Annotated in this window: 22 protein-coding genes; 13 read left to right on the top strand and 9 right to left on the bottom strand. The window is 63.4% G+C overall.

From position 1 onward, the window contains the following. Positions 1–35 precede the first annotated feature (35 nt). Together AC58EF_RS19485 and AC58EF_RS19490 are read left to right on the top strand one after the other, a co-directional pair. Positions 36–2,537, top strand: coding sequence for a TonB-dependent receptor (locus AC58EF_RS19485; RefSeq protein WP_497278034.1), 2,502 nt, complete (start codon positions 36–38; stop codon positions 2,535–2,537). 59 nt (positions 2,538–2,596) lie between these two features. Next, on the top strand, positions 2,597–3,655 hold the full coding sequence (locus tag AC58EF_RS19490) for a phosphatidylinositol-specific phospholipase C1-like protein (protein WP_497278035.1): 1,059 nt from the start codon (positions 2,597–2,599) through the stop codon (positions 3,653–3,655). 289 nt (positions 3,656–3,944) lie between these two features. On the opposite strand, the gene AC58EF_RS19495 is transcribed toward AC58EF_RS19490, so the two are convergent. After that, positions 3,945–4,286 (bottom strand): antibiotic biosynthesis monooxygenase family protein, encoded by a 342-nt coding sequence (locus tag AC58EF_RS19495; RefSeq protein ID WP_497278036.1) that lies wholly within the window; start codon positions 4,284–4,286, stop codon positions 3,945–3,947. 83 nt (positions 4,287–4,369) lie between these two features. Next, positions 4,370–5,023: a fructose-6-phosphate aldolase gene (gene fsa, locus AC58EF_RS19500; RefSeq protein WP_497278037.1), complete on the bottom strand. Its 654-nt coding sequence runs from the start codon at positions 5,021–5,023 to the stop codon at positions 4,370–4,372. 131 nt (positions 5,024–5,154) lie between these two features. Here fsa and AC58EF_RS19505 point away from each other — a divergent pair, with 131 nt between their 5' ends. Next, positions 5,155–5,808 carry a DUF2490 domain-containing protein gene (locus tag AC58EF_RS19505; protein ID WP_497278038.1) on the top strand — a complete coding sequence of 218 codons (654 nt, stop codon included), beginning with the start codon at positions 5,155–5,157 and terminating at the stop codon, positions 5,806–5,808. 55 nt (positions 5,809–5,863) lie between these two features. After that, positions 5,864–8,035 carry a primosomal protein N' gene (locus AC58EF_RS19510; protein ID WP_497278039.1) on the top strand — a complete coding sequence of 724 codons (2,172 nt, stop codon included), beginning with the start codon at positions 5,864–5,866 and terminating at the stop codon, positions 8,033–8,035. A gap of 3 nt (positions 8,036–8,038) precedes the next feature. Here AC58EF_RS19510 and yfiB read toward each other — a convergent pair whose 3' ends face one another. Genes yfiB through yfiR form a run of 3 tightly spaced genes read right to left on the bottom strand, consistent with a single transcriptional unit; the run spans position 8,039 to position 10,316 of the window. After that, entirely contained in the window at positions 8,039–8,545 is a 507-nt protein-coding gene (gene yfiB, locus AC58EF_RS19515) for an outer membrane lipoprotein YfiB (protein WP_497278040.1), read from the bottom strand. A 1-nt stretch (position 8,546) separates the two neighbouring features. Then, positions 8,547–9,773 (bottom strand): diguanylate cyclase DgcN/YfiN, encoded by a 1,227-nt coding sequence (dgcN, locus tag AC58EF_RS19520; protein ID WP_497278041.1) that lies wholly within the window; start codon positions 9,771–9,773, stop codon positions 8,547–8,549. A gap of 3 nt (positions 9,774–9,776) precedes the next feature. Next, positions 9,777–10,316 carry a regulatory sequestration protein YfiR gene (gene yfiR / locus AC58EF_RS19525; protein WP_497278042.1) on the bottom strand — a complete coding sequence of 180 codons (540 nt, stop codon included), beginning with the start codon at positions 10,314–10,316 and terminating at the stop codon, positions 9,777–9,779. A gap of 151 nt (positions 10,317–10,467) precedes the next feature. Here yfiR and AC58EF_RS19530 point away from each other — a divergent pair, with 151 nt between their 5' ends. Next, positions 10,468–10,671: a DUF1289 domain-containing protein gene (locus AC58EF_RS19530; protein ID WP_497278043.1), complete on the top strand. Its 204-nt coding sequence runs from the start codon at positions 10,468–10,470 to the stop codon at positions 10,669–10,671. Here AC58EF_RS19530 and AC58EF_RS19535 read toward each other — a convergent pair. Continuing rightward, positions 10,592–12,106, bottom strand: a complete 1,515-nt coding sequence (locus tag AC58EF_RS19535) for a hypothetical protein (protein ID WP_497278044.1) — start codon at positions 12,104–12,106, stop codon at positions 10,592–10,594. The genes AC58EF_RS19530 and AC58EF_RS19535 overlap by 80 nt on opposite strands. A gap of 79 nt (positions 12,107–12,185) precedes the next feature. Continuing rightward, positions 12,186–13,259, bottom strand: a complete 1,074-nt coding sequence (gene ada, locus AC58EF_RS19540; RefSeq protein ID WP_497278045.1) for a bifunctional DNA-binding transcriptional regulator/O6-methylguanine-DNA methyltransferase Ada — start codon at positions 13,257–13,259, stop codon at positions 12,186–12,188. A 111-nt stretch (positions 13,260–13,370) separates the two neighbouring features. Here ada and AC58EF_RS19545 point away from each other — a divergent pair, with 111 nt between their 5' ends. The 7 genes from AC58EF_RS19545 (at position 13,371) to AC58EF_RS19575 (ending at position 20,680) form a co-directional block, all read left to right on the top strand. Next, a complete protein-coding gene (locus tag AC58EF_RS19545; protein ID WP_497278046.1) occupies positions 13,371–14,942 on the top strand; it encodes a S1C family serine protease in 1,572 nt (523 codons plus the stop codon). Positions 14,943–15,145: 203 nt separating this feature from the next. Beyond that, on the top strand, positions 15,146–15,700 hold the full coding sequence (locus AC58EF_RS19550; protein WP_497278047.1) for a F0F1 ATP synthase subunit delta: 555 nt from the start codon (positions 15,146–15,148) through the stop codon (positions 15,698–15,700). Between the two features lie 31 nt (positions 15,701–15,731). Next, the gene (atpA, locus tag AC58EF_RS19555; protein ID WP_497278048.1) at positions 15,732–17,261 is read left to right on the top strand and encodes a F0F1 ATP synthase subunit alpha; all 1,530 of its coding nucleotides are present in this window, start codon (positions 15,732–15,734) and stop codon (positions 17,259–17,261) included. A gap of 4 nt (positions 17,262–17,265) precedes the next feature. Then, a complete protein-coding gene (locus tag AC58EF_RS19560; RefSeq protein ID WP_497278049.1) occupies positions 17,266–17,892 on the top strand; it encodes a LysE family translocator in 627 nt (208 codons plus the stop codon). A gap of 3 nt (positions 17,893–17,895) precedes the next feature. Then, positions 17,896–18,780, top strand: a complete 885-nt coding sequence (locus tag AC58EF_RS19565; protein WP_497278050.1) for a F0F1 ATP synthase subunit gamma — start codon at positions 17,896–17,898, stop codon at positions 18,778–18,780. A gap of 22 nt (positions 18,781–18,802) precedes the next feature. Beyond that, complete coding sequence (gene atpD / locus AC58EF_RS19570) at positions 18,803–20,248, top strand: F0F1 ATP synthase subunit beta (RefSeq protein ID WP_497278051.1); 1,446 nt, start codon at positions 18,803–18,805, stop codon at positions 20,246–20,248. Positions 20,249–20,425: 177 nt separating this feature from the next. Beyond that, entirely contained in the window at positions 20,426–20,680 is a 255-nt protein-coding gene (locus tag AC58EF_RS19575; RefSeq protein WP_497278052.1) for an ATP synthase F1 subunit epsilon, read from the top strand. 48 nt (positions 20,681–20,728) lie between these two features. Here the strand turns inward: AC58EF_RS19575 and AC58EF_RS19580 are convergent, their stop codons facing one another. Together AC58EF_RS19580 and AC58EF_RS19585 are read right to left on the bottom strand one after the other, a co-directional pair. Next, positions 20,729–21,715 carry a glycosyltransferase family 2 protein gene (locus tag AC58EF_RS19580; protein WP_497278053.1) on the bottom strand — a complete coding sequence of 329 codons (987 nt, stop codon included), beginning with the start codon at positions 21,713–21,715 and terminating at the stop codon, positions 20,729–20,731. Next, complete coding sequence (locus AC58EF_RS19585; RefSeq protein WP_497278054.1) at positions 21,708–23,246, bottom strand: glycosyltransferase family 39 protein; 1,539 nt, start codon at positions 23,244–23,246, stop codon at positions 21,708–21,710. Before AC58EF_RS19585 ends, AC58EF_RS19580 begins: the two co-directional genes overlap by 8 nt. Before the next feature lie 220 nt (positions 23,247–23,466). Here AC58EF_RS19585 and AC58EF_RS19590 point away from each other — a divergent pair, with 220 nt between their 5' ends. After that, on the top strand, positions 23,467–24,999 hold the full coding sequence (locus AC58EF_RS19590; protein WP_497278055.1) for a TadA family conjugal transfer-associated ATPase: 1,533 nt from the start codon (positions 23,467–23,469) through the stop codon (positions 24,997–24,999). The last annotated feature ends 251 nt before the right edge of the window (positions 25,000–25,250 follow it).

The following is a 25,250-nucleotide window of genomic DNA, read 5'->3' on the forward strand; positions in this document are numbered from 1 at the left end:
GGTTGAAGGGTCGACCGAAAATCAGGGGAACATCCATGATCTGCAAGAACCAGTTGCGCTGGGGCGCAACGCTCGTCGCCTTGTGCGCGGCAATGACCGTTCCGGCCTATGCGGCTGAAGAAGACGCGGCTGCGAACGCTGCAGCGGCGGCCGAAAATGGCGACGACGAGATATTGGTGACGGGCCGCCTCGGCACCACCGCGCAGAAAAAAATCGACGCCAGCTATTCCATCTCCACCATCAAGGACGAGGATCTGCGCGCCCGCGCAATCGACAATCTCGCCAATGCCCTGCAGACCATTCCGGGCGTCTGGGCCGACGATTCCGCCGGCGTCACCGCCAACAACACCCGCGTCCGCGGCATTCCCCGCGGCGGCTATGAATCGCTGGCCGTCTATGAGGATGGGCTGCCGATCCAGCATGATCCGGGCATCAACTGGATCAATGTCGACCAGTTCCTGCGCCTGGACGAGACCTATGCCACGATCGAGGCCGTGCGCGGCGGCCCTTCCTCCATCTTCGCGGCCAATGCGCCCGGCGGCCTCATCAACTTCATCCCGCGTGAGGGCACGGCGGAGCTGAGCGGCCTCGTCAAGCTGACGACCGCCGACTATGGCCAGCTGCGCGGCGATGTCTGGATCGGCGGTCCGATCGGCCACGACGGCTGGCGCTTCTCGGTCGGCGGCTATTACAACAAGGATCAGGGCGTACGCGACCCCGGTCCGACCGCCAATGAAGGCGGGCAGGCGCGACTGCTCATTTCCAAGGAATTTGCCCGCGGCCACCTGTCCTTCGGCGTCAAATATATGGAAGACAACAACTTCTTCTTCGACGCCATTCCACTGCTGCGGCGGGAGGACGGCAAGATCGTCCCGCTGCCCGGCTTCAACGGCCATGACGATACGCTGACCGGCATTCAGGACGGCAATGTCCTGATCAAGACGCCGGACGGCATTCGCGATGCCGATTTCAACCTGTTCAACCAGTCGAGCGACCTGCAATTCACCATCAAGGGCGATGTGCAGTTGGACGACGCGACGACGCTGAAGGGCGGCTTCCGCTATCGCGACTCCCACACCAACCGCAATGCGCGCGGCCTCAACAGCCTGTCCACGCAGAGCGCCTATGTCACCAGCACCATGCGCAACGACGCGCGGAACGCCTTCGGGTCGAGCGACCTGCGCTTCGTCTATAATGACGATGGCACCGCCTATCCGGCGAACGCCAACGGCAACGGCCTGATCGGGGTCAACACCTTCCAGTCAATCCAGAATCCGATTTCGGAATCGGTCGCCATGCTGGAACTCGGCCATGTCTTCGAAACCGGCCTTGGCCGTCATGACGTGAAGATCGGCGCCTATGGCACCAGCGCGGATTGGGCGCATGACCGCAATGACGGCGTCGGCATCACCGAGGTCACGGACAATGCTCGGCTGCTCGATCTGGTCGCGGTGAATGCCGCCGGACAGGTGGTCGGCCGCGTCACCGACAACGGCATCTCCCGTTATGAATCGCGCTTCGCCCATGCGGTGGGCGGCTATGAAGACGTGGCCTTCTATATCGCCGACGAATGGCAGGTAACGCCGCAGCTGCGCATCGACGGCGGCTTCCGCTGGGAAAAAATCTGGATCCACGGGGTCAGCGAACGGGTCGCCAGCTATAATCTGGGCGACCGCACCACCTTGGCTGACGACAATGTCCTCTACGGCTCGGGCGTCTTCAACCATTTCGACGAGAGTTTCGACGACCATAGCTATACGGTCGGCGTCAACTGGCAGTTCATGCCGCAGGCCGGCATCTTCGCCCGTTACACCAACAGCTATCGCCTGCCCCAGATCGGCCAGTATCGCGACAGCTCCCTGCCGACGGACGTCCGCAGCCAGTCCATCGAGCAGGCCGAAGGTGGCATCAAGTTCCAGAATCGCTGGGGCAGCCTCTATGCCACCGTCTTCTACAACAGCTTCAAGGACGTGCAGTTCACCAACACCTTCCTCGACCCCCAGCAGGGCACGCGGCAGGAGGTGAATTATGGCGACGTACGCACCATCGGCGTCGAGCTGGAGGCTAATGTCCGCCCGGCCAGCTTCTTCGAACTGTCCGGCACCGCGACCTTCCAAGACCCCAAGTTCAAAAATTATACCTACAACACGCTGGTGAACGAACAGCTGGTGTCGACATCCTTCGATGACAACCGGCCCAGCTCCATGCCCAAGGTGATGTTCAGCATCCGTCCACAGCTGCGCCTGCTGGGCGACCGGCTGCGCCTGCTGGGCGAATGGCGGCATGAAGGCAACAAGTTCAACGACGACGCCAATGTCGTGCGCCTGCCCGCCTTCGATGTGCTCAACGCCAGCATCCAGTTCGACGTGACGCCCAATGTCACCGTGTCGGTCAAGGGCAACAATCTGAACAACTCGCTCGGCCTTGGCCAGGGCGGCGGCGGACAGGCGATCCCGGGCCAATATGACGGCAACGTCATCCTGGCGCGTCCGATCTTCGGCCGTAATTTCCAGGGTTCGCTGCTCTTCCGCTTCTGACCCTGACCGGCCGGGCGATCTGTCGCCCGGCCTTCGTTTTCCAGAAAAGAGACTCGCCGATGACGCCGCTTCTGTTCGCCATGCTTCAGGCCGCCACGCCTGCGCCCGCCGCCCCGCCGGTCAGGATGAACGACATCAGCGCCATCGGCACCCATAACAGCTACAAGCTCGCCATGCCGGCCGAAACGATGGCGAAAGTGCGCGCCGTCGACCCGCGCATGGCGGACGCGCTGGACTATGCGCATCGGCCGCTGGTCGAGCAGCTCGATCATGGCGCGCGCCAGCTGGAAATCGACGTCAATTACGACCCGAAGGGCGGCCATTATGCCGCGGGGTCGACCGATCCGAAGCTCCGACAACCCGGCTTCAAGGTGCTGCACATCCCAGGCATCGACAATGGCAGCAGCTGTGTGCTGCTCACCCAATGCCTCCGCACTATCAGGGCCTGGTCGGATGCCCATCCGGGCCACATCCCGATCCTGCTGATGTTCAATGCCAAGGATGAACGGAATGCGGCGCGCGGCGGCATCGATGCGCTGCCCTATGACGAAGCCGCCTATGACGCGCTGGACGCCGAAATCCGGTCCGTTCTTCCGCCCGAAAAGCTGATCGTGCCCGACGATGTGCAGGGCCGCTATCCGACGTTGCGCGACGCTGTGCTAGCGAACAACTGGCCGACGCTGGACAAGGCGCGCGGGCGCTTCATCTTCGCCCTGGACGAGCCGCCGGCGAAAGTCGCCGTCTATCGCGGCGCGCGCAAGTCGCTGGAGGGCCGCGTCTTCTTCATCAACACGGACGAGGCTTCCCCCGCCGCCGCCTATCTGACGCTCAACGATCCGATCCGCGACCGGGACCGGATCGCACGCGACGTCGCCGCGGGCTATCTCGTCCGCACCCGCGCCGACGCCAATACGGTGGAGGCGCGGGCCAACGACACCCGTCCCCGCGACGCGGCGCTGGCGAGCGGCGCCCAATATGTCTCGACCGACTATCTATGGCCGGACGCGCGTCTGGCCGGCGGCTACCATGTTGCCGTAGACCCGACGGCCCCTGCCCGATGCAATCCCGTTCGCAAGCCGGTGGCCTGCGTCGATCGGGATTTGGAGAAACGCCCATAAGTCGTTTCAGGATGATTTCGTGACGAGATCGGGCCTTTATTGCGGCACGGCCAGCGCCGAGGCCGCACGCCCCACAATCGGGGCCGTGCGCGGCGGGGCAGTCAACAAATCAGCTCCGCGATCCTCATGTGAAAAAGGCCGCGTTTTGCGCGGCCTTGAGGAACAGACTGTCGGGCAACGGCATGTTCCACCGTCAGCCATAGAGCAGCATGAACAGCAGGCCGAGGATGGTCAGCAGCAGCGAGAACCAGAGGAAGCCGAAATCGGGCTTGTCGGGATCGCGCATCGGTCAGTCCTGTCTTTCGCAATCGGTGCGTCGTAGCAGCAGATCGTCGGTCACGGTCATGGTGAAGATCGGGTCGGCGTCCGCCGGCACTTCGGCGATGGCGTCGACGAAGGCGGCGCGGGTCTGCGGATCGTCATAGACCATTTTCCGGTCGAACGCGGCGCGCCATGTCGCCTCGTCGGGCCATTCGGCATAGCCGACGAAACGGCCGTCGGCGTCGCGATGGAGGCGGGAGCCGTAGCTGCCATATTTTTCCCGGATGAGGTCGGTGCCGCGCCGCCAGGCGGCGCGAAACTGTTCCTCCTTGCCCGGATGGACCCGCCACCAATAGACCGCGACGAACATCGGCTCTCTCCTTTCAAACAGAGAATGAGCCGCATCGGGCGCCGGTTCCAGCGGTGTCGTGCTGGAGGACCGGCGCCGCTACATCAGAGAATCGTCTGGCCGGTCTTGGCCCAGTCGGCGGCGAAGCCTTCGAGGCCCTTGTCGGTCAGCACATGCCTGGACAGCATCTTGATGACGGACGGCGGGGCGGTGATGACGTCGGCGCCGATCTTTGCGCAATCGAGGACATGGATGGGGTGGCGCAGCGATGCGGCCAGAATCTCGGTCTTGAAGGCGTAATTGTCGTAGATCAGGCGGATATCCTCGATCAGCGCGAGGCCGTCGAAGCCATTATCGTCATGACGGCCGACGAAGGGCGAGACGAAGCTGGCGCCGGCCTTGGCGGCGAGCAGCGCCTGGTTGGCCGAGAAGCACAGGGTCACATTGACCAGCGCGCCATCGTCAGTCAGCGCCTTGCAGGTCTTGAGGCCGTCGATCGTCAGCGGCACCTTGATGCAGACATTGTCCGCGATCTTTCGCAGGACGGCCGCTTCCTTCATCATCGTTTCATGGTCGAGCGCGACCACTTCGGCCGAGACGGGGCCGTCCACGATACCGCAGATTTCCTCCACGACTTCCACGAACTTGCGGCCCGACTTGTGGATCAGCGTAGGGTTGGTGGTGACACCGTCCAGCAGGCCGGTGGCGGCCAGTTCGCGGATTTCGGCGGTGTCGGCGGTGTCGACGAAGAATTTCATGGGTCTACTCCGGGGATAGGCGAATCGCGCCCCTTTAGCGGCTGGCGACCGGATTCGCCATCTTCGGCGCAGACAATTGCCAGCGGGCAGCTTCGCGATTAAGCCGCAGGCACCTTTCCAAAGGACCAACCATGAAGCGTGCCGTCCAACTGCTGACGATAATTTTCGCCACGGGCAGCGCATCGCCGACATGGGCGGCGACCGAAGAAAGCCAGGCCTGGATCACCGAGCAGGTCACGATCCGCGCGGGGCAGGACGATATCCTGTCGATCGATTCGAGCCAGCGCGCTCGATCCGACGGCAAGAGCGGCGGCGAGCAATTCCTTGCGCGCGTCGGCATCGACCATCGGCTCACGCCCGCGGTGCAGGTGGGCGGGGGCATCGCCTATCTGAAGAGCGAGGTCGACCAGGAGATGCGCCTGTTTCAGCAATTGACCCTCACCAAGGGCATATGGACCGGCCGGACCCGGATCGAGCAGCGCTTCTTCGACAATGCCGACGAAGCGAGCTGGCGGCTGCGCCAGCGGGTGCAGGCAGCGGTGCCGGTCGACGCAGCGAAGACATGGACGGTCATCGCGGCGGCGGAATTTTTTTTCCACCTCAACCGCGCGCGGCCGAGCGACAAGACCGGCCTGGCGATGATGCGGCACCAGATCGGAATCCGGCATCCGATCGCCAGGGCGCTGGACGCGCAACTCCTCTACATGCGGCAGCAAAATTTCCGCGACGGGCGACCGGATGTCGTGTCGCATATCCCCTGGCTGACATTGAGCTGGCGACTCTGACCGCCCGTTGATCGAGCCATTGCGCCGCGCGTCCAGCGCTTTAAGGACAAAGGCCATGTCTTCGCGCGCCCGTGTCCTGATCCTGAACGCCGCCCTTGGTCCGCTCGACTATCGCGTGCCGCACGGAATGCGCGTGCAGCCCGGCAGCATCGTCGTCGCGCCGCTGGGGCCGCGCCAGCTGATCGGCGTGGTGTGGGAAGAGGACAGCTTCCCCGATATCGAGACGGTGGGCGACAACCGGCTGCGCAACCTGCTGGAGGTGGTGGACGCGCCGCCTTTGCCTGAGCCGCTGCGGCGGCTGATCGAATGGACGGCGGACTATTATCTCAGCCCCCCCGCCGCGGTGCTGCGCATGGCGCTGTCCTCCATGGCGGCGCTGGAGGGCGCGCGGACGGTGATCGAATACAAGGGCACCGGCGCCGTGCCCGACCGGATGACCGAGCAGCGCGCGCAAGCCCTTGAAAGGATCGGCGAGCGGCAGGGGCTGATCCGCGAGCTGGCGATGATCGGCGGGGTGAGCGACGCGGTGATCCGCGGCCTGATCAAGCAGGATATTTTCGAGGCGGTGGAGGTGAGCGTCGACACCCCCTTCCCCATGCCCGATCCCGACCATGCCCCGCCCGCCCTGTCGGAGGCGCAATCCGCCGCCGCAGCGCAGATGGCCGATGCGGTGCGTGCGCATGACTTCGCGCCCTTCCTGCTCGACGGCGTCACCGGATCGGGCAAGACCGAGGTCTATTTCGAGGCGATCGCGGCCGCCATCCGCGCCGACCGGCAGACATTGGTGCTGCTGCCCGAAATCGCGCTGACCGAGCCGTTTCTGGAGCGGTTCGAGAAAAGGTTCGGCACGGCGCCGGTCAATTGGCATAGCGGCCTGCGCCAGAGCGAGCGGCGGCGGGCCTGGCGCGCCATCGCCAGCGGCCAGGCGCAGGTGGTGGTTGGCGCGCGGTCGGCGCTGTTCCTGCCCTATCCGAACCTGGGCCTGATCGTCGTGGACGAGGCGCATGAGGCGAGCTTCAAGCAAGAGGATGGCGTCCATTATCATGCCCGCGACGTGGCGGTGATGCGCGGCCTGATCGAGAAATTCCCGGTCGTGCTGGCATCCGCCACCCCCGCGATCGAGACGCGGCATCAGGTGGAGCTTGGCCGCTATGCCGAGATCAAGCTGCCGTCGCGCTATGGCGGGGCGGAAATGCCGCAGATCGAGGGCGTCAACCTGCTGACCGATCCGCCCGAGCGCGGCCGCTGGATCGCCCCGCCTTTGGTGAAAGCGATCGACGAGACGATGGCGAAGGGCGAGCAGAGCCTGCTGTTCCTCAACCGGCGGGGCTATGCGCCGCTGACGCTCTGCCGCCATTGCGGCTATCGCTTCCAATGCCCCAATTGCACCGCCTGGATGGTCGAGCATCGGCTGACCCATCGGCTCGCCTGCCATCATTGCGGCCATGTCATCCCAGCCCCGCGCCGCTGCCCGGAGTGCAAGGAGGAGGATTCGCTGGTCGCCTGCGGTCCCGGCGTCGAGCGCATCGCCGACGAGGTGAAGGCGCTCTGGCCGCAGGCGCGCACCGCCATCGCGACGTCCGATACGCTCAGTTCCCCCGCCCGCGCCGCCGAGTTCGTGAAGTCGGTGGAGGCGGGCGATGTCGACATCATCGTCGGCACCCAGCTCGTCACCAAGGGCTATCATTTCCCCAATCTGACCCTGGTGGGGGTGATCGACGCCGATCTGGGACTGGAAGGCGGCGATTTGCGGGCGGCCGAGCGGACCTTCCAGCAGATCGTGCAGGTGGCGGGGCGCGCCGGGCGCGGGGAAAAGCCGGGCAAGGTCTTCATCCAGACGCGGATGCCCGGCAGCGAGGTCATCAAGGCCCTGATCGACGGCGATACCGAGCGTTTCTACTGGGTCGAGACGGAGAATCGGCGGCGCGCCAACGCCCCGCCCTTCGGCCGCTTCGCCGCGATCATCATCTCCAGCGAGGATGCCGACGAGGCGGCGCAGACCGCGCGGCTGATCGGCAAGTCGGCGCCACTGATCGGAGGGATGCGCGTCTACGGCCCCGCCCCCGCCCCGCTGTCCGTGCTGCGAGGGCGGCATCGTCATCGCCTCTTGATCCATGCCACGCGGCAGGTCGATATACAGGGCGCGATCCGCGAATGGCTGGGCAATCTGGTATGGAAATCGGGGACGCGCGTGGCGGTGGACGTCGACCCCTACAGCTTCATGTGAGGGTCACGGGATGTCGGCGGGCGACACGATGATCACCACGCGCCGATTTTCCCGCCGCCCGTCGACCGAGCCGTTGCTTTCCACCGGCACGCGCGCGCCCATGCCCACGACCCGCATCGCCGACTGCATCATACCACCGGCAACCAGCGCGTCGGCCACAGCCTGCGCCCGCCGCAAGGACAGGGCTTCGTTATAGCTGGCCGTCCCGGTCGAATCGGTATGCCCTTCGACCCGCGCGCCGCGAATGTCGACTTTCACAAGCGCACTCGAAATGCGGCCGATCGCGGTCTTCTGCTCCGGGATCAGCGTGCTGTCATCAAAAGCGAAAAGCAGCCGGTCGGCCATGCCGAACTGCCAGTCCTCGCCCGCCGGCTTGAAACCCTGCTGCTGGAGCGCCGCGACCTGCTGCAGCGTGAAGCCGGCCGGCCGCTGAGGCTGCACCGTCTGGCACGCGGCCAGGGCAAAAATGGATGGCAGAAGGAAGCGGTAACGCATCTTGATCCCCGTCACATCATTGATCTCGGATGGCGGCACGGCCCGCCTTGGCCGCATACATGGCGGCATCGGCATGGCGCAGCAGTTCACGCCCGTCCACGCTGTCTTCAGGATAACAGGCGCTCCCGATGCTCAGCGACGCATCGATGCTCTCGCCGCTCGGCACCATGATCGGCTGTTCCATGCTCTCGGTCAGTTGCGCCTTGATCGCGTCAAGTTCGGTCGGCACGATGCCCGGGGCCAGAACAAGGGCGAATTCGTCGCCGCCCAGGCGAAAGGCCTGATCGCCGGGTCGCAACACTGCGCGAAGCCGCGCGGCAATGACGATCAGCATGGAATCGCCGGCGTCATGGCCATGGGTGTCGTTGACCTGCTTGAAGCGATTGACGTCGATATAGACGACCGCGAAGGAAGCCCGTTCCCTATCCGCTCGCACGATGGCGGCGGGCAGCGCCCGTTCGAACATCGCCCGATTGCCAAGGCCAGTCAGCGTATCGCGCGTCGCCTGCCGCTCCAGCATACGGTTATGCGACATCACGCCCCGGTGCCAGTCGCGCAGTTCATCCAACAACGCATTGAAGTCGCGCCCCAGCTGGTCGACCTCATGGATATCGGATGTCGGCACGCGCCGGTCGAACTGGCGGTCGACTCGCACCGCATGGGCGACATCGGCGATATGGGCGAGCGGTTCGGTCACGTCGCGCTGCAAACGGCGCGCCAGCGTCCATGTGGCCAGGAGGGTGAGGACCAGGCAGGCCAGCGCAGTCGCCACGCCCGACAGGATGAAGCGGCCCAGTCCATCCGCGCCGCCATAGACCCGCACCTGCGCGACGATATCCCCGCTGCGCCGCACGTCCGCAAGCGCGGGCGATGGCGCGACCAGCTCCGCTATGCCCCGCTCGATCGCCGTCATCACCCCGGCGCTGGGCCGGCGCCACTCCAACAACAGACGGCCCCGGCCGTCGCGCACGTCGACGCGATGGACACTTTCGGACTCCGCCACCGTCGCCATGCCCCGCCGCGCGGCGTCCATGTCGTCGAACACCAGCGCCGGTTCGACGGTATAGGCGACGGTCCGGGCAATCAGGGCGAGATTGCGGTCGGCATAGCCGCGAATGACCAGCACGCCCGTGACCATCAGCGTCACCCCGGCCATCAGCACGGCGCAAAGGATAAGGCGCATATGGACGCGCTCAAGCACTTCGCGCAAAGTCTGCATGGCGGGCGGGGAGGAGGCCGTCATGGCTCAATAGCCTCCTTTCGACAGACGCAGCACACGCGGATCGATCCGCACCGCGGATCGAGACACCGCATCGATGCTGAGCTGGAAGGACAGGGTCTGCGGCGCATATAGCAGGCAGAACATCGCGCCGCTGCGGCAATCAGGGTCGTCTTCGGCTATCGTCACCACGGGCTGCCCGCGCGCACCGGCAATCATCCGGCGCATCGGTTCCGAGGCGAGACGCCCGATGTAAAGCGCGTCGCACTGCCTCGACGGCACGTCTTCCTTCGCGTCCAGGGTCGACAATTCGAGCGTCGCGCCATTGGACAGACGTATGTCGGCCAACCGGCCGGCATGGCGAGCCGACCCCGCGACGCAGAGGCGGACAATGGGGCGCGCGGCGGGCCAGCGCGTATATTCGAGGATCGCGCCTACCAAACGGGAGGTGCCGACCGCCAGCGAATCCGACCCGGACCCGAGCGGTAGCATGGCGGGCTGGACCATCGCCCCCGCCACAGCCGCCACAGGCACCGCCATCAGCAACCAGAATAACAACCAACGCAAGACCGAAGTCACTTCCTTTGCCCCAAGGCACCGGCAGTTATAGTTAACCGGCTACGAAATACAGTAGAAATCGTTACGCAGACATCAACTTCCGCACCGACCATCTCTGTTTGCTGCTGGTCAATCGGCCGGCGCGGGCTAGACAGGGTGGATGGACAGCCCCTGCCGCAACCTGTGCGCTCTTGACCGGGAAAGACAGATTTGCACCGGATGCGGGCGGACGATCGATGAGATCGTCCATTGGCGCAGCATGACCGACGCGGCGCGCGGCGCCGTCATGAGGCGGGTGCGGGACTTCCAGCCTTTGCGGCGCTCATCTCCTTTTCCGCCGCTTTCGCGTCATACTCCGCCTTGAGCTTCAGGGCGGCGTCGCGCATCGCCGAACCATGGGGCGAATAGGCGATCGGATCGAGCAGGGTCGAGGCCGACTTATAGTCCCCCTTCGTCGCCATCGCATAGGCAAAGTTAAAGCGATAGTCGGAACTTTGCGGCAACAGGGTGAAGGCCTTGTAGAGACCGTCATAGCCCAGGTCCGGCATCTTGCCCCCGCGCATCGCATGATAGCGATAGAAGAGCGCCAGCGGCACCGGGTCTTCGGTATCGGCACGGTTGGCGCGGACGATCGCGGTCAGTGCCGCCTTCCAGTCCGCTTCGCTGTCGCTGCCCTGCGCCTTTTCCAGCAGCACCTCGGCGCGCACCGCATAGGCGCGGGCGGATTTGGGGTCGATCGCGATCGCCCGGTCGGCGTCGGCCAGCGCGGCACCCTTCTGCTCGGCCGCCCATTCGGCCTCTGCGAGCAGGGCCAGCGCGTAGGCGCTGCCCGGATATCTGGCGACCTTGCTGCGGATCGAGCTAACGATGCCGGAGAGATCCTCGGTCCGGGGACGGTTGATGAGCCGCAACTCATCCTCGATCAGGTCGCCTTGCGCCGGATCGAGCGGTGTGACGACGATCGCATCGATTTTCAGTTCCTTGGGCTTGAGCACCGACGCCGACAGTCGATGCCGCAAATAGGTCTTCAAATCCTTTTCCAGCCCGTCGAGGCCACCAGCGAAATAGCTGTCTGGCTGAATATCCTTCACGCCATCGGCCACATCCTTCAGATAGCGGGCGATCTCCGCCCGCCGATCCTCCTTATACTGGAAATAATGAGTCAGCAGCCAGGCAGTGCCATAATAGCGGTCGCCATCGCGCAGGCTGAGGCCGTCCGTGTCACGCGCAAAGAGATTCTTCACCGGATAGGGCGAACCCAGGACCAGCCCCGGCGCACGGGCGAGGGGTACATGGCCGAACTCGATCGACCCATCCTTCGGGAATTTCACCACCGAAAAGAACTCGGCGAACCCTTCCACATACCAGGCCGGATAGGCGGCCGGGAAATGGTGAAGCATGAAATGGTGGGTATATTCGTGAAAGAGGATTTCTTCCGCCCCGAAATCGAACTTGCTCGTCTTTCCTCCGCGCGCCAACACGGCGAAGGCGGTCCGGTCCGAAGTGGTGTAGAATCCCCCGATGTTGGGATTGCGGGCAAGGGTCTTCACCTTGGATTCGTTCGACAACAGATAGACCTTGACCGGGCTGCCGCGTTGCGGGTCGGTGACGCCGGTCGCGGTGCGCAGCAGATAGTCAAACTTCTCCAGCCGTTCGGCAAAGCCGCGCAGCTTTTCATCATTGCCTTCGCTATAGACGGTGAAGTGGCGGGTCTGCGCCTGATACCAAGCCGCCTGGGCCGTCCCCATGCTCGCCACGGCAAGACCAAGCCCGGCCAGCGCCTTCATCCAGAATCGCATCTTTTCCCCCATGGACCCCGGCCCTTTCTGGCCGAGGCGGGGGCCGAAAGGAAGAGACATTCTTCCCGTTACTTGGCGGTTACTTGACGGCTTCGCGCGCGAGCAGCGCCCGCTTCCTGTCCACGCCCCAGGCATAGCCGCCCATGCCGCCGTCGCTGCGGACGACACGGTGACAGGGGATGAGGACAGCGAGATTGTTGTCGCCGCAGGCCGTGCCGGCCGCACGCACCGCGCCGGGCCGGCCGATTGCAGCGGCGATGTCGCCATAGCTGCGCGTCTCGCCCGGCGGGATGGCGCGCAGAGCGGCCCAGATGGCCTGCTGAAATTCGGTGCCGCGCACATCGACGGGCAGGTCCGCGCCGGCGGCAGGATCGTCGACCAGCGCAGCGACCCTGCGGGCCATGACGTCGAGAGCGGAATCGGCGGAATGGATGTCGGCATGGGGGAAGCGCGTGCGCAGTTCCGCCTCGCCCTCGCCGAAGCTGATGCGGCACAGCCCCTTGTCCGTCGCCGCGACCAGCACCGGCCCAAGGCTGCTGTCGACCGTGCGCCAGCGGATCGTCGCGCCGCGCCCGCCATCCTTCCAGGCGCTGGGCGTCATGCCGAGATGCTTTTCGGCATCGGCATAGGCGCGACTGGGCGCGTTATAGCCCGCCTCATAGATCGCTTCGGTCACGCTGGCCGTCTGCGCGAGCGCGTCCTTCAGCCGCTCCGTGCGCAGCCCGCGTGCGAAGGCGGCTGGTGTCAGGCCGGTCTCACGCTTGAACAGGCGGTGGAAATGATGCGGAGCGTAGCCGACATGATCGGCGATATCGTCCAGCCGGGGCGCTTCCTCCGCCGCCTCGATGAAGGCGATCGCCGCCTCCACCGCCAGCCGATCTCGCCCGATCTCGTCGGGGCGGCAGCGCAGGCAGGCGCGGAAACCCGCGGCCCGCGCCGCTGCCGGATCGGGGAGGAAGGACATATTCTCCCGCCGGGGATGGCGCGCGGCGCAGCTAGGCTTGCAATAGATGCCGGTGGTGGCGACGCAGCCGACGAAATGTCCGTCCATCGCCCGGTCGCGGCGCAGGAAAGCGCTCCAGCAGGCATCGGCATCGGGCATCGCGGAGGAACGGGCCGGCTTGGCGGGGGTGAGACGAGTCATCTGGTTCATGCCATATGGGATAGATGAGCGCCGCCCGCCATGCTTCCCGCGCCTTGCCGTCAAAGCATTTTGCCTTTTCCGCATTGCGCCGGGCCCGCCATCGCATATGAATGCGCCTCGATGGTCGCCTTCCTCCGCCGCTTCGCCCCTGTCCTCGGCTTCATGCTCGCGCTGCTCGCGCCGGCCTCGCTTCGTGCAGAGCAGCAGGATGTCGCTGCCGCCGCGCGCGGGGTCGTGCGCGTCGTGCTGGTCGCGACCGACGGATCGGACGCCTATTTCGTGGGCCATGGCAGCGGCTTCGCCGTCGCGCCGGACAAGGTGCTGACCAACGCCCATGTCGTCGAACTGGCGCGCGAGGAGAAAAATCTCGTCATCGGCGTCATCCCGTCCGAAGGGACCAAGACCTATGGCGGGCGAATCATCGCCTATTCGCCCGGCAACGACCTGGCCCTGATCCAGCTGGAGGAAGGCCGGCTGCCGGTCAGCACTTTCTATGCCGGGGCCGTCACCGACGGGCAGCATGTGACCGCGGTCGGCTATCCCGGCACGGTCGATCGGGCGCAGGGGCTTGGCCTCAAGCAGCTGGTCGAACCGCTGGCGACGGTGAAGACCAGCGGCACCATTTCGTCGGGCCGGGCCAGCCAGAGTTTCGACACGATCCTGCACACCGCCCCGCTCGCGGCCGGCAACAGCGGCGGGCCGCTGGTCGACGATTGCGGCCGGGTACTGGGTGTGAACAGCTTCGGATCGGTGTCCGACGGCAATGACGCCGAGTTCGGATTCGCCGTCTCCTGGCGCGAGGTCGCGTCCTTCCTGCGGCAGGCGGGGGTTTCCTCGCTCCATACCGTGGTCGGATGCCGGTCGATGGCTGAAGCGGACGCCGCCGACGCCTCCCTCACCCAGCGCGAAGCGCAGGCGACCGAGCAGAAGACCCGCGCCAGCGCCGATGCGCGCGAACAGGCGCTGATCAAGGCGCGCGACGATGCCGAACGCGACGTCATCACTGCGCGCGAAAATGCGATGGCGGGCGCGGCAGTTTTCCTCGCTCTAGCCGTGCTGGGCCTGGGTGCGGGCGGCCTCTTCTATACGCAGGGCAAGGAAAAGAAGGCGACCTGGTTCCTGGCCGGCGGCGGCATCCTCCTGTTCGCGGCCCTTGGCCTCTTCTTCCTGAAACCCAGCTTTTCCAGCATCGACGAGCGGGTGAAGCTGCCCAACGACAAGGGCGTCACCGCCAATGGCGCCTTCGCCTGGGCCGGCGACAATGTCTGCAAGGTCGATCTCAACCGCAGCCGCCTGACCGTGTCGCAACCCAATGATATCGGCTTCAACTGGGCCGAAGGGGGATGCGTCAACGGCGACATCCAATATGTCTCGGTCGGCACCCAATGGCAGCGCACCACCGTGCCCGATGAAGCCAATTATGTGTCGACCAGCCAGTTCGACCCGGCCACCGGCACGCTGCGCGTCGAGCGCTGGCTGCCTGATCTCGATACCATGGACAAGGCCCGCGCGCTGTTGAAGGCGGATACCGGCAAGGGGCTGATCAAGGGTTGCGGCAGCGACTCCGACCTGCTTACCCGGATAGCGACGCTGCGGAGCGACATGACAGCGTTGCTTCCGGCCCAGCCCAACGAACGGATCGTCTATCATTGTCAAAAGGGGCGGCTTGCCCCGGTCGATCCTGCCGAATAACCGATTCGTCGCAGCGCAAATACTCAGGCAAATTGCCGCGATTTCACACTATCGCTGGAATCGCGTCACATCACTTGCATAGTCATAATGGCGCTGCTAACCGGCCGGGCATCAGGGGTTCGGGACGGCAACAAACCGCGCCCCTCTTTTTTGCATGATCGGCAAATCAAGTGCCGTGAAGCCAAGCGGAGGACGGTAAGCGCGTGGAGACTAGCGGCGGTATTCAGGCCAGCCTCAGCGGCCGCTATGCGGTGGCGCTGTTCGATCTGGCGCGCGACGCAAATATGCTCGACACGGTGGCGGGCAGCCTGGCCGCGCTCAAGGCGGCGATAGCCGAATCGGCCGATTTCAAGGGGCTGATCAACAGTCCCGTGCTGAGCCGCGACGTGAGCGGCAAGACGATCGCCGCCGTCGCATCCGCCATGGGCATCGACGCGCTGACGACGAAATTCCTGGGCGTGCTCGCGCAGAACCGGCGCCTGGCCCAGCTTCCCGCGGTCATCCGCGCCTATGAAACCTTGCTGTCGAATCACAAGGGCGAGGCCCGCGCCGAAGTGACGAGCGCCCGCCCCCTCACCAAGACCCAGATCGGCGCTCTCGCCAAGAGTCTGAAGGCGCGCGTGGGCCGCGACGTCGCGGTCGACGCCAAGGTCGACCCCGCGATCCTGGGCGGGCTGGTCGTTAAGATCGGCAGTCAGATGATCGATTCTTCCATCCGCACCCGTTTGAATAGTCTCGCCCACGCGATGAAAGGCTGAAAGCCCAAAAGGCTTCGATGAAAGGCTGAACATGGATATCAACGCCGCAGAAATTTCGAAGGTCATCAAGGACCAGATCGCCAATTTCGGCACCGAAGCGCAGGTGAGCGAAGTCGGTTCCGTGCTGACCGTGGGTGACGGCATCGCCCGCGTCCATGGCCTCGACAACGTCCAGGCGGGCGAAATGGTCGAGTTCGCCAATGGCGTGCAGGGCATGGCGCTCAACCTCGAAGCCGACAATGTCGGCGTCGTGATCTTCGGCTCGGACGCCGAGATCAAGGAAGGCGACGTCGTCAAGCGCACCGGCACCATCGTCGACGTTCCGGTCGGCAAGGGCCTACTCGGCCGCGTGGTCGACGGCCTCGGCAACCCGATCGACGGCAAGGGCCCGATCCAATATACCGAGCGCAAGCGCGTCGAAGTCAAGGCGCCGGGCATCATCCCGCGCAAGTCGGTGCACGAACCCGTGCAGACCGGCCTCAAGGCGATCGACGCCCTCGTCCCCGTCGGCCGCGGTCAGCGCGAACTGATCATCGGCGACCGCCAGACCGGCAAGACCGCCGTCGCGATCGACACCTTCATCAACCAGAAGGGCATCAACGCGGGCGATGACGAGAGCAAGAAGCTCTACTGCATCTACGTCGCCGTCGGCCAGAAGCGCTCGACCGTCGCGCAGATCGTCAAGCAGCTCGAAGAAAATGGCGCGATGGAATATTCGATCGTCGTCGCCGCGACCGCTTCGGAGCCGGCTCCGCTCCAGTATCTGGCGCCCTACACCGGCGTCACCATGGGTGAGTTCTTCCGCGACAACGGAATGCACGCCGTGATCGTCTATGACGATCTTTCCAAGCAGGCCGTCGCCTATCGTCAGATGTCGCTGCTGCTGCGTCGTCCTCCGGGCCGCGAAGCCTATCCGGGCGACGTCTTCTATCTCCACAGCCGCCTGCTGGAGCGCGCTGCGAAGATGAACGACGCCAATGGCAACGGCTCGCTGACCGCGCTGCCGATCATCGAAACGCAGGCGGGCGACGTGTCGGCCTACATCCCGACCAACGTGATCTCGATCACCGACGGCCAGATCTTCCTGGAAACCAACCTCTTCTACCAGGGCATCCGTCCGGCCATCAACGTGGGCCTGTCGGTGTCGCGCGTCGGCTCGGCCGCGCAGACCAAGGCGATGAAGAAGGTGTCGGGCTCGATCAAGCTGGAGCTGGCCCAGTATCGCGAAATGGCGGCCTTCGCCCAGTTCGGTTCGGACCTCGACGCATCGACCCAGAAGCTGCTGAACCGCGGTGCGCGCCTGACCGAGCTGTTGAAGCAGGCCCAGTTCTCGCCCCTGCCCTTCGAGGAGCAGACCGCGTCGATCTTCGCCGGCACCAACGGCTATCTGGATGGCATCCCCGTCAAGGACGTGACCCGTTACGAAGAGGCGATGCTCGCCTATCTGCGCCACGATCATGCTGATGTGCTGGCTGCGATCCGCGACAGCAAGGATCTGGGCGACGAGCCCAAGGCCAAGCTGAAGGCCGCGCTCGACACGTTCGGCAAGACCTTTGCGTAAGTAAGTGCTGACCGCCCATTCCCTCCTGGCCTGGACCGTGATGTCGATCGGTCTGGTGCTGCTGCCGGGACCGGACACCATGCTGGTGGCCGGTCATGCAGCGCGCCGTGGCTTCAAGGCCGGGATGGCGGCGATCGGGGGCATCCAGCTCGGCGGCCTCTTCTACATGCTGCTGTGCGGCTTCGGCTTCCTCAGCGTGCTGAACGCGGTGCCGGGGCTGTTCATGGCGGTGAAAGTCGCCGGGGCGCTCTATCTGGCCTGGATGGGCCTTGGCCTGCTGCGTGGGGCGATCAAGCCGGCTCCGGCTTCGGACGCGCCCAGGGTCAGGATCGGCGGATCGCCCTTCATGCAGGGATTCATCAGCACCGTGCTGAACCCGAAGGTCGCGATCTTCTTCCTCGCCGCGCTGCCGCAGTTCGTCGGCACGGGTCGGCAAGCGCCGTATCAGGGCATGTTGTTGATCGCGATCGTCTATGCGCTGGGCTTTTTCTGGTGCGCCCTGCTCGCCGCGCTCGCCACAAAAGCGGGCCGCAAGGTCGGTCAAAGCAGCGCCATGCGCTGGTTCGAAGGCGCCATGGGCGTCGGTTTCTTTGGTCTCGCGGGCCGTCTGGCCCTTGCTCGGAACACATAATCTATGCCTAGCCTCAAGGAACTGAAGCTCCGCATCGGGTCGGTCAAGTCGACCCAGAAAATCACCAAGGCGAAGCAGATGGTCGCCGCCGCGAAGCTGCGCAAGGCGCAGGCCGCGGCCGAAGCCGCCCGCCCCTATTCGAGCCGTCTGGAAGCGGTCGTCGCGAGCCTCGCGTCGAAGATCGCCGGCGGATCGGGCGAAGGCGCCTCTCCGCTGCTCGCCGGCACCGGCAAGGACGACGTTCATCTGCTGGTCGTCGCCAACTCCGACCGTGGCCTTGCCGGCGCGTTCAACGCCAATATCGTCAAGGCCGCGATCGCCAAGGCGCGCGAGTTGGAGGAAGAGGACAAGAAGGTCATCTTCTATCTGATCGGCCGCAAGGGCCGTCCGGTCATCAACCGTGCCTTCCCCGGCAAGATCGTCGCCAATTACGACACCACCGGCACCAAGGAGCCGGGCTTCGATCAGGCGCAGGCGGTCGCGCAGGAACTCAGCAAGATGTTCCTCGACGGCAAGTTCGACATCGCGCACCTCTTCTACTCGCGCTTCAAGTCGGCCCTCGCCCAGATCCCGACCGAGCAGCAGATCATCCCGGTCAAGATTCCCGCCGATGCCGATCGCAACGCGATCCCCGCAACGGTGGAATATGAGCCGAGCGAGGAAGCGATCCTGGACGACCTGCTGCCGCGCAATGTGACGGTGCAGATCTTCAAGGCGCTGCTGGAAAACAATGCGTCCGAACAGGGCGCGTCGATGACCGCGATGGACAATGCGACCCGCAATGCCGGCGACCTCATCAACAAGCTGACCATTCAGTATAACCGCAGCCGCCAGGCCGCGATCACCACCGAACTCGTCGAAATCATCTCGGGCGCCGAAGCCCTCTAAGTGCAGGCAAGGACATAAAGTCATGGCAACCACCAACAATGTAGGCCGCATTTCGCAGGTCATCGGCGCCGTCGTCGACGTGACCTTTCCGGATGCGCTCCCCGCCATTCTCTCGGCGCTGGAAACCAGCAACAACGGCCAGCGCCTGGTGCTGGAAGTCGCCCAGCATCTGGGTGAGAACACTGTTCGCACCATCGCGATGGACTCCACCGACGGCCTGACCCGCGGGCAGGAAGTCACCGACACTGGCGCGCAGATCAGCGTTCCCGTCGGCCCGGCCACGCTCGGTCGCATCCTGAACGTCGTCGGCGAACCGATCGACGAGCGCGGCCCGGTCGCGACCGACCTCACCTCGCCGATCCACGCCAAGGCCCCCGAATTCGTCGACCAGTCGACCGATGCGTCCATCCTCGTCACGGGCATCAAGGTCATCGACCTTCTCGCCCCCTATGCCAAGGGCGGCAAGATCGGCCTGTTCGGCGGCGCGGGCGTGGGCAAGACCGTGCTGATCCAGGAACTGATCAACAACATCGCCAAGGGCCATGGCGGCACCTCGGTCTTCGCGGGCGTGGGTGAACGCACCCGCGAGGGCAACGACCTTTATCACGAATTCCTCGACGCCGGCGTCATCGCCAAGGACGCCGACGGCAACGCGATCAGCGAAGGCTCGAAGGTTGCGCTGGTCTATGGCCAGATGAACGAGCCGCCGGGCGCCCGCGCCCGCGTCGCCCTGTCGGGCCTCACCATCGCCGAATATTTCCGCGACGTCGAGAACCAGGACGTGCTGTTCTTCGTCGACAATATCTTCCGCTTCACTCAGGCGGGCGCGGAAGTGTCGGCTCTGCTCGGCCGTATTCCTTCGGCGGTGGGCTATCAGCCGACCCTGTCGACCGACATGGGCGCGTTGCAGGAACGCATCACCTCCACCAACAAGGGTTCGATCACCTCGGTTCAGGCCGTCTACGTCCCCGCGGACGACTTGACCGACCCGGCGCCGGCGACCTCGTTCGCGCACCTTGACGCCACCACCGTTCTCAACCGCGCCATTTCGGAACTGGGCATCTATCCCGCGGTCGACCCGCTGGATTCGACCAGCCGCGTTCTGGAGCCGCGCGTCGTCGGTCAGGAACATTATGAAACCGCCCGTGCGGTTCAGGCGATCCTGCAGAAGTACAAGTCGCTGCAGGACATCATCGCGATCCTGGGCATGGACGAGTTGTCGGAAGAGGACAAGCTGACCGTCGCCCGTGCGCGCAAGCTGCAGAAGTTCCTGTCGCAGCCCTTCCACGTCGCCGAAGTCTTCACCGGCATCTCGGGCAAGTTCGTCCAGATCGAAGACACGGTGAAGTCGTTCAAGGCCGTGGTCGAAGGCGAATATGACCATCTGCCCGAAAACGCCTTCTACATGGTCGGCGGCATCGACGAAGCGGTCGCGAAGGCGAAGAAGCTGGCTGCCGAAGCGGCGTAAGAAGCAACCCTCCCCTCCCTTCCAGGGAGAGGATTGAGGGGTGGGTAGCGAGCGAAGCGAGCTTCCTGCTTCTCGGCCAGGGCGCGCAGGCGCACCCACCCATTCGCCGGTGATCCATGCCCCCGGCATGGACCACCCGGCAAATCCCTCCCTGAAAGGGAGGGGGAGAAGAAGAGAATGGCACTGCATTTCGAACTCGTGACCCCGGAAAAGCTCGTCCGCTCGGAGGAAGTCTATCAGGTGGTCGTCCCCGGCACCGACGGCGACTTCGGCGTGCTGGAAGGCCATGCGCCCTTCATGTCGACCGTCCGCGATGGCGCGATCCAGATCTTCAACAGCGCCGGCGCGGCGCCGGAAATCATTCCCGTGCAGGGCGGTTTCGCCGAGGTGAATGAGAAGGGCCTGACGGTATTGGCCGAGAAGGCGGGATAAAACCGACCGGGCAGAAAGGCGTGCGAAGCGCGTTTTCCCGTCCGGTCATTAAAAGCCGGCCCTATCGGCTTCGATATATAGAGGGCGGCCACGGACCTGCTTGGCAATTCTGCCCACATATTCGCCAATCAGGCCAAGGCTGAGAAGGTTCAGCCCGCCTAGGAACAATATGGCCACCATCAACGACGCGTAGCCTGGCGTATCCACGCCGGATATCATCGTGCGAATCATCAGGAATGTCGCGTAGCAAAAAGCCGCTGCGGAAATCCCGGCCCCGATTAACGTCCAGATGCGTAGGGGAAATGTGGTCGACGAGACGATCCCATCTAATCCCAGCACCATGAGTTTGGACACGCTCCATTTCGTATCACCTACGGATCGCATAGGGCGGCAATATTCCAACGTAGCAGTGCGAAAGCCGATCCAAGAAAACAACCCCTTATTGAAACGGGAATGTTCAGTCATATTATTGAGGACGTCTATCGCCACTCGATCAAACAATCTAAAATCACCGACATCTGGTGCGATAGGATAATCGGATAGAGAATTGATAACTTTATAATAAAGCTGTGAACTTGATCGCTTGAAGAATGTGTCGGCTTTTCGATCCTGACGTCTTGCATTAACGACCTGAACGCCTGTTCTCCACAGATCGATCATCTGGGGAAGAAGTTCAGGAGGATCTTGCAAATCCACATCTATCGGAACAACCGCGTTCCCAGATGCCGCCCTTAATCCAGCACTCAGCGCGGCTTCCTTACCGAAATTCCGCGACAGCGATATGAGCCTAATCCGGCGATCGACGCGGCACATAGCACGCACGACATCCGCCGTGCCGTCAATGCTGCCATCATCCACAAAGATGATCTCAAAATCAGGTCGGTCACCTTCTTCCCAACCACAAGCTACCACCCTGTCCACTGCCATCACAAATGACCCGATGGCTTCACGTTCGTTGAATACAGGTACGACGAGGGATATAGTATCGGCAGAATGCCGGGAATTCACCCCGTCGAATATTAGTCCTTCAATCATGGTCGCCTCCTGCTTTTACGCAAGCGATTGTGCCAAATTCGCCGACAGGAAGGGTCTCGCGAGTCTGATCGCGGCATGTCCATTCCGGGTCGTTTGCGAATGTCGGTGGATGATCCAGCGCCGCCGACCGCCGCATCTTGTCATAAAGCCAGATGACGCCGGGTCGCTGGCCATCGGCCGCTTGACGCAACATCAGGTTGGCGTCAGCATGCAAGGGCACCACCAGTGCCTTGACGGGAACAGAATATCCCGCCCGCTTCATGAAATAGCCGCCAATACCCTGAAGCGAACCCTGATCCATAATCTTGGTGCCCGGATGATCCCAAAGAAACAACAATTGATCCGGATGGTGCGATTGCACGAAATCGCTCGCCTGCTCATATCCATAAACAACACGGTCATCGAGGCTTGCGTGCGTAACATGATTGTTAAGGCCCGGCAGAAGATAGGCGAACGCCATGACCAGACCTGCCAATTCTCCTCGCGGCACCAGTTGGCTGACGAGCGCTAGGCCGAGCATGGCCGGCGGCATCAGCGGGATGAAATAGCGATCGGTTAATGAAGGCTGAAACAAGCCAATAAAAATGGCGAGAATATATCCGATCAGCGCGGCCCCTGTCGTAAGGGCAATAAAGCATACCGGCAAGCAGTCAGTAGACAGTTTCGAGTTCGAGCCCGCAAGAGAACGCCGTTCCTTCCAAGCTATGCAAACAAAAGCGATAAACCCGACAGCGGAAAAAATGGTGACAGGGCCCAATATATAGCACAAATACATCAGTGCCGCCTCTATGGACAACGGATCATACCAGACGACGTCCGGCCGCGCGTAATCCTTCAATCGCGGCGCATGCCATGCCAACCAGCCAAGCCCAGGTAGGGCCATGAACATGGCCGGCCATATGCGAAATAACGCTAGCCTATGGCGATACGTAAGGATCACCGCCTGTCCGATCATCAAAACCGCCGAATAATAATGGGTCAGAAACATGGTGGTGCCAAGGCCGACCCAAAGGGCCCCATATTGCCAACTTAGACGATCCAGCAACCGCGCTAAAACCAGGCAGGATGCCGTAGACAGCAAGATCATAAGACCATAGCTACGCGCATTAATCATTACTTGCAGGCCCGGAGGCCATACTATGATCAACGCGGCGAACAACCATGCCGCAGTAAGTTTGAGCCCACGCGGACGCCAGATGACAGGCAACAGGGCGGCGGCGATGATGAACAGAAAGGTCGGAAGGCGAAGCATAAAATTGCTATCGCCGAATAAGTGAACCCAGCCCCAAAGAAACAGATAATAGAGCGGCGGATTGCAATCCAGCCACGCCTCGCGCCAGAAGGATGACCAGCCCGACCGCGTGACAATCATGCCAGTCCAGGTTTCATCCAGCCAAAAGGGCAGATGCGCCGATATCATCAGCCGCGTGGTGATTAAATAGATCACCCCCAGCAAGATAAATATGCGCAGAAATCGTCTCACCAATCCGCCAGACTTTGCGGTTTGCGAAATTTGTGACCAGAATGACAATGAAACCCCCTCTTCCCGGCTTCGCAGGCTGTAAGATTTTTTGGTTAAAATAATCTTTCCCCAAGCAAATGGACGACCTTGTGGACGGCATGGGAGCCAGCGCGAGTGGATTGCAACCGCACTTTTCGTCCATTAGCCTTTTGGAAAAGTTTCCGGCCTATTCACCTTATCAACAGAATTTGATCGACCTTGGATCGGTTACGAAAAGCGGCGGAGACATATGAGCGCCTTTGGACGGAAGAATGGACCTGCCGGGATCAAGCCCGGCTTTGGCGTGGCCCGCCCGATGCAGGGCGGTGCGGCGGCACGCGAGGAAGCGCCGCGCGGCGGCGATCAGTTCCCGCCACTCGATATCGCATCCCTGCCCGCCGAAGCGCCCTTCGACCCGCTGTCCGCACCAACCAGCCAGATGCAGCGCAACGCCGACGCCATGTCGCGCCTGTCGGAACGCGCCAATGCCGAACATGTGCCCGACGCCGGACCGCAGGGCTTCGAGGCCAGCGTCCACAAGATCAAGGAACAGGTGCTTCCCCGTCTGCTGGAACGCGTCGACCCCGAAGCCGCCGCGACCCTGACCAAGGATGAGCTGGCGGAGGAATTCCGCCCGATCATCATGGAAGTGCTGGCGGAACTGAAGCTCACCCTCAACCGGCGCGAGCAGTTCGCTCTGGAAAAGGTGCTGGTCGACGAGCTTCTGGGCCTAGGGCCGCTGGAGGAACTGCTGGCTGACCCGGACGTCAGCGACATCATGGTGAACGGCCCGGAGCAGACCTATATCGAAAAGAAGGGCAAGCTCCAGATCGCGCCGATCCAGTTCCGCGACGAGGAGCATCTGTTCCAGATCGCCCAGCGCATCGTGAACAAGGTCGGCCGCCGCGTCGACCAGACCACGCCGCTGGCCGACGCCCGCCTGCCCGACGGTTCCCGCGTGAACGTGATCGTTCCGCCGCTTTCCCTGCGCGGCACCGCCATCTCTATCCGTAAATTCTCCGCCAAGCCGATCACGCTGGACATGCTCGCCCAGTGGGGCGCGATGAGCCAGAAAATGTGCACCGCGCTCAAGATTGCGGGCGCCTGCCGCTTCAACATCGTCATTTCGGGCGGTACAGGTTCGGGCAAGACCACCATGCTCAATGCCCTGTCGAAGATGATCGATCCGGGTGAGCGCGTGCTGACCATCGAGGACGCGGCGGAACTGCGCCTGCAACAGCCGCACTGGCTGCCGCTGGAAACCCGCCCGCCGAACCTGGAGGGACAGGGCGCGATCACCATCGGCGACCTCGTCAAGAACGCCCTGCGTATGCGCCCTGACCGCATCATCCTGGGCGAAATTCGCGGTGCGGAATGTTTCGACCTGCTCGCCGCGATGAACACGGGCCATGACGGGTCGATGTGCACGCTCCACTCCAATAGCCCGCGCGAATGCCTTGGCCGTATGGAGAATATGATCCTGATGGGCGACATCAAAATCCCCAAGGAAGCCATTTCCAAGCAGATCGCCGATTCGGTCGACCTGATCGTACAGGTGAAGCGCCTGCGCGACGGTTCGCGCCGCGTCACCAATGTGACCGAGGTGATCGGCATGGAAGGCGACGTCATCGTCACCCAGGAACTGTTCAAGTTCGAATATCATGACGAGGACGACAGCGGGAAGATCGTGGGCGAATATCGCTCCATGGGCCTGCGCCCCTATACGCTCGACAAGGCACGCATGTTCGGCTTCGATCAGCCCTTTCTGGAAGCCTGCCTCTGAGCGTGCGACAAACATGACCGGGTGGTTCGCGCCAGGGCCGGGATCAGACTGATCGGTGAATTTCGGCGCCGAATGGTGCGACGAAACGCAACAGTGCCGAAGTTCACACCGTCGTCGGGCAATTTTGCGCCAATTGCGGCAGCTTTGCGCTCGCGACGCGCCTGCGACGTGCCACTGACGCGCGCTCATCGATCAAGCGCAGTAGCGGCCGGTCAGTTTCGCGGGTGGCCATCGGAGATCTCGGATAGATT

The organism is Sphingobium sp. WR1, assembly GCF_059693745.1.